At 42.6% G+C, this 10,717-nt stretch carries 9 protein-coding genes and 1 other RNA gene; 3 read left to right on the plus strand and 7 right to left on the minus strand.

Annotated features, from left to right (window positions below; all coding sequences use genetic code 11):
- Positions 1 to 118: 118 nt before the first annotated feature.
- Positions 119 to 2,341: a cation:proton antiporter gene (locus tag B5F78_RS01620; RefSeq protein ID WP_087405787.1), complete on the minus strand. Its 2,223-nt coding sequence runs from the start codon at positions 2,339 to 2,341 to the stop codon at positions 119 to 121.
- 430 nt (positions 2,342 to 2,771) lie between these two features.
- Here B5F78_RS01620 and B5F78_RS01625 point away from each other — a divergent pair, with 430 nt between their 5' ends.
- Together B5F78_RS01625 and ssrA are read left to right on the plus strand one after the other, a co-directional pair.
- The gene (locus B5F78_RS01625) at positions 2,772 to 3,773 is read left to right on the plus strand and encodes a malate dehydrogenase (protein ID WP_022039409.1); all 1,002 of its coding nucleotides are present in this window, start codon (positions 2,772 to 2,774) and stop codon (positions 3,771 to 3,773) included.
- Positions 3,774 to 3,992: 219 nt separating this feature from the next.
- Positions 3,993 to 4,389, plus strand: a transfer-messenger RNA (tmRNA) gene (gene ssrA, locus B5F78_RS01630).
- A 192-nt stretch (positions 4,390 to 4,581) separates the two neighbouring features.
- On the opposite strand, the gene B5F78_RS17730 is transcribed toward ssrA, so the two are convergent.
- The 4 genes from B5F78_RS17730 to B5F78_RS01645 all read right to left on the minus strand — a co-directional run bounded on the left by B5F78_RS17730 (position 4,582) and on the right by B5F78_RS01645 (position 6,766).
- Complete coding sequence (locus B5F78_RS17730; protein ID WP_239473397.1) at positions 4,582 to 4,923, minus strand: helix-turn-helix domain-containing protein; 342 nt, start codon at positions 4,921 to 4,923, stop codon at positions 4,582 to 4,584.
- A 159-nt stretch (positions 4,924 to 5,082) separates the two neighbouring features.
- A complete protein-coding gene (locus B5F78_RS18010; RefSeq protein ID WP_337959684.1) occupies positions 5,083 to 5,403 on the minus strand; it encodes a DUF6597 domain-containing transcriptional factor in 321 nt (106 codons plus the stop codon).
- A 99-nt stretch (positions 5,404 to 5,502) separates the two neighbouring features.
- Positions 5,503 to 5,865: a VOC family protein gene (locus B5F78_RS01640; RefSeq protein WP_087405788.1), complete on the minus strand. Its 363-nt coding sequence runs from the start codon at positions 5,863 to 5,865 to the stop codon at positions 5,503 to 5,505.
- 97 nt (positions 5,866 to 5,962) lie between these two features.
- A complete protein-coding gene (locus tag B5F78_RS01645) occupies positions 5,963 to 6,766 on the minus strand; it encodes an AraC family transcriptional regulator (RefSeq protein WP_087250660.1) in 804 nt (267 codons plus the stop codon).
- Between the two features lie 413 nt (positions 6,767 to 7,179).
- On the opposite strand from B5F78_RS01645, the gene B5F78_RS01650 reads away from it, so the two are divergent.
- Positions 7,180 to 8,076 (plus strand): Rpn family recombination-promoting nuclease/putative transposase, encoded by an 897-nt coding sequence (locus B5F78_RS01650; protein ID WP_204247006.1) that lies wholly within the window; start codon positions 7,180 to 7,182, stop codon positions 8,074 to 8,076.
- Positions 8,077 to 8,274: 198 nt separating this feature from the next.
- Here B5F78_RS01650 and B5F78_RS01655 read toward each other — a convergent pair whose 3' ends face one another.
- Both B5F78_RS01655 and B5F78_RS01660 read right to left on the minus strand, forming a co-directional pair.
- Positions 8,275 to 9,591 (minus strand): NAD(P)-dependent oxidoreductase, encoded by a 1,317-nt coding sequence (locus B5F78_RS01655; RefSeq protein WP_022040335.1) that lies wholly within the window; start codon positions 9,589 to 9,591, stop codon positions 8,275 to 8,277.
- A gap of 192 nt (positions 9,592 to 9,783) precedes the next feature.
- Positions 9,784 to 10,689 carry a nucleotidyltransferase gene (locus B5F78_RS01660; RefSeq protein ID WP_013617806.1) on the minus strand — a complete coding sequence of 302 codons (906 nt, stop codon included), beginning with the start codon at positions 10,687 to 10,689 and terminating at the stop codon, positions 9,784 to 9,786.
- Positions 10,690 to 10,717: the final 28 nt, after the last annotated feature.

Raw genomic sequence — 10,717 nt, forward strand, 5'->3', positions numbered from 1 at the left:
GACGAAGAACAGGAGCGAAAAGGACCAAAAAATCGCCCAAAGCACACACGAAAACGGATACATCAAGCCAAGAAAAACTTTTTGGAGAAATTCAAAACAGCTTCTTAATGCCTCGCGCCTATACCGGCTTACGAAACGAAGCAACCATCCATACGATATCACCCGACTGAAACACAAATGCTGGAGAAGGATTCTTCACCACTTCCTTGCCCCGTTCTACACCTAAAATGATAGCACGGTCGGATTTCACTTCGCCCATACTCTTGCCCAACAAGGAAGAATGTTCGTCGACACATACGTTAGTAATGCGTGTCCCTTTGCGTGAAGATGTTCCGCCACCGGCACAGGCTTCTTTCTGCTCCAGTGCCCGAGCAAATTGCGAAAGGTCTTCATCGGTACCTACTACAGTAATTTTGTCATACGGATAAAGCATCTCGTCACCTTGCGGAATATCGATGACTGCATCGCCACGACCAATAGTAATGATATTTACCCTATAACGGGTGCGGAAAGCAAGTGTTTTCAACGTCTTACCCACACAAACAGAATTGGGCTGCACGGTGAAATCGACTGCATGGAGGTCGGACAATGAAGTAGTATCTCCCACCCCGTCAAACAAAGAAGAGCTTTTCTTTTCTTCGTCCGGTCCTTGAAAATTGGCTTCGAACTGCTCTTCAATCTCCAACGAACGCTTGCGGATACGTTTCGAAAAATATAGTCCAGCCACCACCAGTAAAGCAATAACCAGTCCCAATCCAGACGCCACATTGAACAAACGGACCACAACACTCATTACAATGGTAATGCAAAGAATAATCTTAATCAACACCAGCGATGACAAAGCACCGCGATTTACCAGATTGTCTGCCCACAGACGGCGGAACTCGGGCGAATGGTTTTTCTTGACCACCATCGCCCACAGAAGCGGTGAAAGCACTGCCAACAAAATCAAAGCACCCAGCAAATCGCCCTGAAGTCCTGGCAGATGACCTTGGATGAAAGGATGTATTTTAGAAAAGAATATGACTATAACGCCTATGCAGAGAACCAGATACACCGACACGCCTACTATCATTCCCCGCAACAGACGGTGCCAGTCGTTCTGGTGCTTCTCGGATATGGAACCGGAAACATAGCGCGACAAAGCCTGCTTGCCCCATACCGGCAAATGACGGTCGACAAACCGGTATGCAGGCTCGGAAAAACGTATCATATAAGGTGTACAGAACGTAGTGATGACAGATACTGCCACAATAATGGGATACAAATGTGTATCTGTCACATTCAGGCTCACACCTAACGAGGCAATAATAAAGGCGAACTCGCCAACCTGTGTTAACGAGAACCCTGATTTCATCGCCAGCTTCAATGGCTGTCCTGAAAGCAAAACTCCGAAAGTACCAAAAAAGCTCTGCCCTGCCAGAACCAAAAGAGTCAGCAACAAGATAGGCACAATATAATCGCGGATAACCATCGGGTCTATCATCATACCTACAGATACAAAGAATACAGCTGCAAACAAATCCTTAACCGGTTGCACCACCCGGCTGATACGTTCGCTTTCAGAGGTTTCGGCCAACAAAGAGCCCATGACGAAAGCTCCCAATGCCGAAGAGAACCCTGCTCTTACTGCAATCATAACCATCAGCAAGCACAGCCCCAAGGAAACCACCAACAGAATCTCATCACTGACAAAACGTTTGATCCTATTTATTAAGGTAGGAAGCAGGTAAATCCCCAATACCGACCAAAACACCAGAAAAGAGACCAGCTTCATCAGGCTACCCAGCAACGCCGTGCCCTCGAACTGACTACTTGCAGCCAACGTAGAAAGTACCACCAGCATGACAACTCCTACAAGGTCTTCTACCACCAAAATGCCCAACACGATTCCTGTAAATTTCTGCTGGAGCAGGTTCATGTCATTGAAAGCCTTAAAAACAATCGCCGTAGACGACATAGAAAGCATTCCGCCCAAAAAAAGACTGGTAATATGAGAAAATCCCATCATATTTCCCGCCACATATCCCAAGAACATCATACCGCACACAATAGTAACGGTAGCCACCATAGCACTCAAGCCTACATTCAAAAGCTTGCGGAAAGAAAACTCCAATCCCATGGCGAACAACAAAAAAATAACACCGATGTCTGCCCAAATCTTGATGTCAGACGTATCAGACACCGTAGGCAAAAAACTCACAGAAGGACCGGTAATAAACCCAGCCACAATATAACCCAAGATAACCGGCTGTTTCAGCCACTTGAACAGAATCATGACGCATCCCGCCACAACCAGAATAATACCTAAATCGGTAATTAATGGAGCTAATTCGGACATATTCGTTAAAATTTTATCGGGGCAAAATTAATCAAAATCAACCGACAAAAGATGTCCGGCATCTCCTCCTTAATGTTTTTTATATCTGTCACCTGTATTTTCTCCCAGCCACAACCCAAAACATTGCCTCACGAAAACAATGATATCCCAACAGACCGAGAAACAGTTTTGAATTTCTCCAAAAAGTTTTTCTTGACCTGGTGTGTCCGTTTCTGAAGACAACACCCCGATTTCACATTTTGCCAAGTGCTGATTACAAAAATGGAGTCATCAACTTAAAAATAGTGAAATATTTCCGTAATTAAGTTGAAAAGATGCAGATTTTTCACACTTTTCTATGCACAAAGATTCTCACAAACAAAAGAACTTTTTATCTTTGCATCGGTCAGAAAAAAGAATTACCGTATAACTTAACTAAAATAATAGAATTATGGAATTTGTAACTAACGAAAAGCTTACCATTGTTGGTGCTGCCGGCATGATCGGTTCTAACATGGCTCAGACTGCCATTATGATGGGTTTGACTCCTAACATCTGCTTGTACGACCCGTATGCTCCGGGATTGGAAGGTGTGGCTGAAGAATTGTACCACTGCGGTTTCGAAGGCGTAAACGTAACCTTCACTTCAGACATCAAAGAAGCGCTGACAGGTGCCAAATATATCGTGAACTCAGGAGGTGCTGCCCGTAAAGCAGGCATGACCCGTGAAGACTTGCTGAAAGGCAACGCCGCTATCGCTGAAGAATTCGGTAAGAACGTAAAAGAATACTGCCCAGATGTAAAACACATCGTGGTTATCTTTAACCCGGCTGACATCACCGGTCTGATTACGTTGTTGTACTCAGGCTTGAAACCTTCACAGGTTACTACCTTGGCTGCCCTCGACTCTACCCGTTTGCGCAGTGAACTGGCTAAATATTTCAACGTACCTATGGACGCTGTTGAAAACTGCCGCACATACGGTGGTCACGGCGAACAGATGGCTGTATTCGCTTCTACTGCTAAAGTTAACGGCAAACCGTTGACCGACATCATCGGCACTGACGCTCTGAGCAAAGAACAATGGGCAGAAATCCAACAGAAAGTAACCAAAGGCGGTGCTAACATCATCGCATTGCGCGGACGTTCTTCATTCCAAAGCCCAGCATACGTTTCTATCGAAATGATTGGTGCTGCTATGGGTGGCAAGGCATTCCGCTGGCCGGCTGGTACATATATCTCAAACGATAAGTACGACCACATCATGATGGCATGGGAAACTTCAATCACTGCTGACGGTTGCCACTGCGCTGCTCTGAACGGAACTGCAGAAGAACAAGCAGCTTTGGACAAGAGCTACGCTCACCTCTGCGAATTGCGTGATGAAGTAATCGCTATGGGCGTTCTTCCTGCTATCTCTGAATGGAACAAGCTGAATCCGAACATCAAATAATAAGTTGCAAGGCAACAAATCGGCTCAGATTTTGAGTTAACAAATAAATACTATCTCCATAAAACTCCTGCAAACAAATGTTTGTGGGAGTTTTTTTATCTCGGCATAAGCTTTTTCAATACAAAAAAGCCAAAAAAGGAAAAAGAAAAGAAAAAGAAGTGACAGATTATTTTGTTATCTTCCCAATAATACCTATCTTTGCAAACAATCATCACTTAAGGGCTTGACTGGATTTGACAGCAAGAGATGTGGTATGTAAGCATGCAGTGCGTCAGTGATTTGCACTATAATCTCAGTTACTGAACAATTATCTGGCAACGAAAACTATGCTCTCGCTGCTTAATCGAAGTACAGTAGATTAACTTTATTTCCGTCACAGTGATGGAAACGAGACATCGCTCAAAAGCTCTTGTTCCGAGGCGTTTGATCAAGCGGTGCAGCAAAATCGGGAATAGTTCTGGTCTAGCCTTGCGACCAGAATGAAATTTTAAAGGCTAAGGCGCAAGTGGGTGGCTCTGGTCTTGCTTACGCACGAAAACCGAAGGCAGAGATAAGCATGTAGAAAGCATATGGCTTCCTTGTTTGGACGAGGGTTCGACTCCCTCCAGGTCCACTATTAAAAATATAATCCGCTTATTTACAGCGGATTATATTTTTTATAAATATTGTACTTTCCTCTTGCCCCTGTTCCTTTATGCTCATTTAACGGATCTATCTTTCCCATCACACAAGCGGAAATACCTCAAAAACCATCCCAAATCAACACACGATAAATTCAAAACAGTTTCTAATTCCGCAAACAAGTTATTTATACAGGATTGGTAAACAAATCAGAATAAGGGGCTGAAACTTTTAATAAAGACATAGGTGTATATCCGCTGAGCTTCTTAAACTCGCGTATGAAGTGCGATTGGTCGGAATAGCCGCTTGCGTATGCTATTTGTGCCTGGCTAATTTCTTTGCCCGTTTGATGCTGCATTTGTGCCAAAGCCTTTTGGAATCGGACGATACGGGCATATTCTTTGGGATTCATGCCCACCAATGAATGGAACAACCGTTCAAACTGTTTTTTGCATAGGCAGGTAATGGAAGACAATTCGGTTACGGTTGTTTGAGGAAAACTGTATATCTGCCGTATAGCAGCATCCATTCTCTTGATGTTATATGAAGTTTCGGACAAGTTGTTGGCAATTTGTGACAATAACCATTTTTCGATATAGTTTATACAGACAGAATTATCTTCACAACCGGATATCCGTATAGCCAGTTCATTCAATTTCTTATTTTCCAGGCTATAGCCGGAAACCTCCTAGTTGTAGAAAAGCGATGTGGGTAAATTCAGAAACATACTCATCGTGTGAGGGTGAAATACCACCACTATCATTTCTACGTTTCCGTTTGCATATAGGTGTGACGGGAAATTAACCTGACCGCTGATAGCCAGTCTGTCTTGGAACGTGTTTAGTTCAGGGATATAGAGCGGCATCTGTTTATGAAAAATGATTTGAGGACAACCAATAGGAAAAGTAAGGGTATTCTGCGGTTGATTGCTTTTGAATACCCAATAATACCTGACGTAAGGTTGCAGTAACTTACATGGTTTGTAAAATTTGAAATCCTCTAGAATCATTTTACAAAGGTAAGGCTTTTTGCCGTTTCTTATTGATTAGGGGCAAAAATATAGCTGCAAGTTATTGCATTTGCAGCTATATTTTTCCATCGGTACATATTAGTCGGTATAAAGTCCTATGCGATTACCCGCAGGGTCGGTGAATACGGCAAAATACCCTTTCCCTTCAGCTTGGATTTTTGTCTTAGGAATAGCAATACTTCCGCCCTGTTTCAATACTTGCTGGATAGCCCAGTCAATGTCTTCACAGTTAAAGTGAATTAAAACGCCATGCTCTGAGGGCTTGAAGTCAGGTGCATAGGATATGGCACCAACCGTTTGTCCGTCCTGTATAAAACAAGCCATTTTCTCATTGCTGTATTCGGCTACCATAAATTCCACCCCGAAGATTGCTTGATAAAAATTTACCGATTGGTAGAAGTCGGTAACGGGGATTTCAAAGAATGCGATTAAATTCTTCATGTTCTTTTTCTTTTAGTTATTACTTTGCTTTGTCCTACGCTAAGACATTGCAAAATTACGATTACCATAAGGACGTGGATAGAAGAATACGGACATTCTACGGGTTAGAAAAATAATCAGATATGGGAGTGTAAACCGATAGATATGCTAAAGGTGTATATCCTGTAAACAGCTTAAATTCTCTTATCATGTGAGATTGGTCGGAGAAACCGCAACTATAAGCTACTTGCGCAAAATTGTATGGAGGATTTTGTTGCAGCAGGAACAAAGTCCGTTGCACTCTTATAATTCTCAGAAATTCTTTAGGCGAAGTCCCAATATATTCCGTAAAAATCCGTGTGAATTGTTTTGTGCTTAGGCAGGCAGTATTAGCCAATTTACAGACATCAAGGTATGGGTTAAGATTAATGTCTTGAATTACAGCAGAAAGTCTATCTATATTATAGTCTGAACATACAACTAAACGATGCAATAGAAATTGTTCTATCAAATTTATACAATGAATGTTGTTTCCAGTATCAGCTACTTTGTGGACAAGTTCGGTAAGTTCTCTATCTTCCACATCTTCTATCGCTATATTTTCTCCTTGAAAAAGGGATAATGGTTGCCGGAAAAACAGCTTTGCCGCATAAGGTTGAAACACAACAACAAGCATCTCTATATCTCCATCTGCGCAAATATCTGTATATCCTTTTTCTTGTCCACAAACGAAATATCGGGGCTGTATTTTATGATGGGTTTGTGAGAATAATCGCTTCTTTTTATGAAAAAATAGCTGTATGCAACCTAATGGGAAAGTGCGTTCGGGTGCAGCATTTGCCATATCACTTTGTAATATCCAATAATGGCGAATGTAGCGATGCAATATTGGTGACGGTTGTATTATTTTGAATGATTGCATTGTAATAGTGTTTTAATGAACGAGCAAAAGTATAAGGAGTGTTTTGCTTCGGATAGAATAAAAGGGACATTTAGTGCAAGGTGCCAGTATATTTATATATAGCTTGTATCTTCCTATCGCTAAGAAAAACTTTTATAAATGTCCTTATGTTGCCAAATTGCTTGTAAGGACGCATCGCGGACATTCATTAAACTTTTTAAGAGAACAGTTCTGAAGCAACAATTTTCCCTTTTCCTACATGAACGATAAAATTAAAAACAACTGAATATCAATAAAATATAAAACTTAAATAATCTGATTTTGTCAAACAAAAGCCTCTGTTATTAAACAATTCAAATTAATAAAAGCTGCCTCCCGTTTGCCTTTCTCGAAATAAAGTTGTTTCTTTGCATATAAAGAAAAAGATGATCCTTATGGAAGAACAAAACAAATATATCCGCTTTGACTGGGCCATGAAACGGTTGCTTCGTGACAAAGCGAATTTTAGCGTGTTAGAAGGCCTGCTGACAACATTGCTTAATGAAAAGATAACTATAAACAAGTTATTGGAAAGCGAAAGCAATCAGGAGGACGAATATGATAAGCAGAACCGCGTGGATTTATTAGCGGAAAACGACAAAGGAGAACTGTTTATTATTGAAGTTCAGAACAATACGGAGTACGCCTATTTCCAACGTATGCTATTTGGAACTTCCAAATTAATCACCGAATATATCAATCGTGGACAGGGCTATGACCATATCCGGAAAATATACAGCGTGAACATTGTTTATTTCAATTTGGGAAATGGTACGGACGTAGTATATCATGGCAAAACTGAATTTAGAGGAATTCACAACGGAGAACTACTCAACCTGACTCCTTTCCAACGTCAGAAATTTAATGTCACTGCTGTAAGCGATCTTTATCCGGAGTATTACATACTGAAAGTAAACGATTTTAATAAATGGTCGAAAGTCCCTTTGGAACAATGGATTTATTTCCTCAACACAGGAGATATCCCTTCCGATGCCACTGCGCCCGGATTGAAAGAAGCCCGTGAGAAACTGCGGCTTGAACGCATGAGCAAGGCAGAACTGAATGCGTATTACCGCCATTTAGACAATGTGGTCATCTTACGTGATAACATTGTAACAGCAAGAGGCGAGGGACGTTTAGAAGGACGTGCTGAGGGGCGTGCCGAAGGAATAAATATTGGCGCGAAAAAAACGAAAGCTGGCATAGCTAAACAAATGAAAATGGATGGTATGCCAATGGAAATCATCATGAAATATACAGGATTTACTCAAGACGAAATCGAAAAACTATAAATCGCATAGCTGCCTTGTTTGTAAGATTATTAATCTTCATGCCGTAAGATTATTAATCTTCACGCTGTAAGATTATTAATCTTACAAACGGTGCAGCTATATGACAGAGAGAATAAAGCTTGCTTGTCATGTCGGCTGTGTAATCCGGCATGACCATTAAAATGCACAATTGCACACCGTTCAAAGTATAAACAGTTTCTACTCTATAGACAATAATTTCACGGCATCTACATATTGTGCAATGCCTGCTGCTACCTGTTTGGCAGCTTTCATGGCAAGTACTACGGTGTGCGGGCGGTGCACTACGTCACCTCCTGCAAATACGCCCCGGCGGGTAGTCATTCCGTATGGGCGCTCTTTCACGATAACATATCCAGTTTCGTCTACCTCTATGCCAGTAGTGGTTGATACGATGCGATTGGCAGGACGTGACCCGATGGCAAGCAGGACACAGTCGAATGGCAGGTCTTGGATACCTTCGGGAGTTTCTGCACGGATACCGGTCACTTTTCCATCTCCGTCCCCCAAAAACTCCTTGGTAGAGGTTTTCCACATGAATTTCACTCCTTCTTTCACAGCTTCCTGGTATTCGCTAGGAATGGCACTCATGTCAGCTTCGGTACGGTGATAGAGAACTGTTACACTTGAAGCTCCCATACGTACGGCGGTACGTGCAGCGTCCATAGCCACATTTCCACATCCAATGACCGCTACCCGATCGCCTTCATGCATCGGTACGGCATCACGACTCACAATGTTCTGGTTAAAAATAGTGACCATGTGCAACAGATAAGATGACTGGACGATGCCACGAAGTGTATTGCCCGGTACATTCAAGTCTTTGGGAAGTGCGGTACCAGTTCCGATGAAGATGGCATCGTATCCTTGTTGGAACAGTTGGTCGATAGTAATGTCTCTTCCTACCAGACAGTTCAGAATAAAATTTACCCCTAATGCTTCTATTTTTTGTATTTCTTTGGTTACTACTGCTTTGGGAAGGCGGTATTCGGGGATTCCATACATCAAGACTCCTCCCGCTTCGCTTTGTCCTTCGAAGATGGTGACGTTGAATCCTTGTCGTGCCAAATCACCCGCTACGGTAAGTCCGGCAGGTCCTGAGCCGATAACAGCAACTTTTCCTCGTGTTTTTTGCGGAAGTTTCTCCCGTATCAGATTCATTTCGGTATCGAAATCAGCAATGAAGCGTTCCAACTTACCGATTTGGATGCCTTTTCCTTTGGCATAGAGCACACAATGTCCCTGGCATTGTTTTTCATGTGGACATACACGTCCGCAGATAGCAGGCAGGTTGCTCTTTTCGTTGATGATGCGCATGGCATCACCCATATTCCCCATAGAGAGCTGATGGATGAAATCGGGGATGTCATTATCAATGGGACATCCTTTTTTGCAGGAAGGATTTTTACAGTTCAGGCATCGTTTTGCTTCGTCGATAGCTTCTTTGGTTGTGAAGCTTTCATTCACTTCACGAAAGGTTTCTTTTGCTTCGTTCATATAAATAAATAATCTAATATTGTAAACTACAGTTTGCAAAATTAGACTATTTATTTCTTATATTGCCATACAGTGTTTACATTTATGTGCTGTTTAACATTTATTATACATGAATAAAATGCATACAAAACACCACAGAATACCCGGATGATAATAAAATCCGTGTAATCTGTGGTGAAAATAAGTGATTTATCAGAATAAGGGTGAAGGATATTCGCCGCTATCGGCAAGTGCCTTGAATTTGTCTACCACTCCCTGACGGTCGGCAGCATACGTTACGCCGAACCAGCGTGAAGTGGTGTCGAGTACTTTCACCTTGGCGGTACCTTCGTTGATGAGCTTGTTCACCATGAGCGGGATGTAGTATTCGGCTTTCGGCTTGTCGATATTTTCCTTCAGGAAATCTACGAAATAATCTTCCGAATACTTGAAATAATCGGGCGTGAATCCCCACATGTTCATCGATACCGGGGTGTTGTCAGCGATGCCCACCCATTTCCCGTCATCGTCCTTATAAGATACGGTGCCGTCGATGCGCATGATTTCGGTACGTTCTACTACGGTGGTCAAGTGTCCTTCCGCATCGGTCGAACAGATACCCCGTGCCACGGTTCCGCTTTCGCTTAATGTGTTTCCTACCCGGAAGCCTACCATACAATATTGGTTTTTCGCGCCTTCAGGAAGTTCGGACAGGTATTTGCCGATTACGGCGAAGCTGTCACGTCCATAGAAGTCATCGGCGTTGATAACGGCAAACGGTTCGCTGATAACGTCTTTACCCATCAGTACGGCGTGGTTGGTCCCCCAAGGCTTGGTACGTTCGGCTGGGCAAGTAAAGCCTTCCGGAAGTTTGTCGGTAGACTGGAATACGACTTCTACCGGGATGTGGTTTTCGTATTTGCTGATGATTTTGTCGCGAAAATCTTTTTCGAAATCTTTACGGATGACAAACACGAGTTTGCCGAATCCTCCACGGATTGCATCGTAAATGGAATAATCCATGATGGTTTCTCCGTTCGGACCCAGGCTGTCCAGTTGTTTAAGACCTCCGTAACGGCTTCCCATTCCGGCGGCAAGAACGAATAAAGTTGGTTTCATAGTGTATTGTTTTAGTTAATGTATGGTG

The sequence above is a fragment of the Bacteroides sp. An279 genome (assembly GCF_002159615.1).
In the GTDB taxonomy this organism is placed as follows: Bacteria; Bacteroidota; Bacteroidia; order Bacteroidales; family Bacteroidaceae; genus Phocaeicola; species Phocaeicola intestinalis.

Bases quoted from the DNA above. Each gene is read 5' to 3' on its own strand.
- B5F78_RS01620 (WP_087405787.1), bottom strand. From the start codon at position 2,341: ATGTCCGAATTAGCTCCATTAATTACCGATTTAGGTATTATTCTGGTT.
- B5F78_RS01625 (WP_022039409.1), top strand. From the start codon at position 2,772: ATGGAATTTGTAACTAACGAAAAGCTTACCATTGTTGGTGCTGCCGGC.
- B5F78_RS17730 (WP_239473397.1), bottom strand. From the start codon at position 4,923: ATGGATGCTGCTATACGGCAGATATACAGTTTTCCTCAAACAACCGTA.
- B5F78_RS18010 (WP_337959684.1), bottom strand. From the start codon at position 5,403: ATGATTCTAGAGGATTTCAAATTTTACAAACCATGTAAGTTACTGCAA.
- B5F78_RS01640 (WP_087405788.1), bottom strand. From the start codon at position 5,865: ATGAAGAATTTAATCGCATTCTTTGAAATCCCCGTTACCGACTTCTAC.
- B5F78_RS01645 (WP_087250660.1), bottom strand. From the start codon at position 6,766: ATGCAATCATTCAAAATAATACAACCGTCACCAATATTGCATCGCTAC.
- B5F78_RS01650 (WP_204247006.1), top strand. From the start codon at position 7,180: ATGGAAGAACAAAACAAATATATCCGCTTTGACTGGGCCATGAAACGG.
- B5F78_RS01655 (WP_022040335.1), bottom strand. From the start codon at position 9,591: ATGAACGAAGCAAAAGAAACCTTTCGTGAAGTGAATGAAAGCTTCACA.
- B5F78_RS01660 (WP_013617806.1), bottom strand. From the start codon at position 10,689: ATGAAACCAACTTTATTCGTTCTTGCCGCCGGAATGGGAAGCCGTTAC.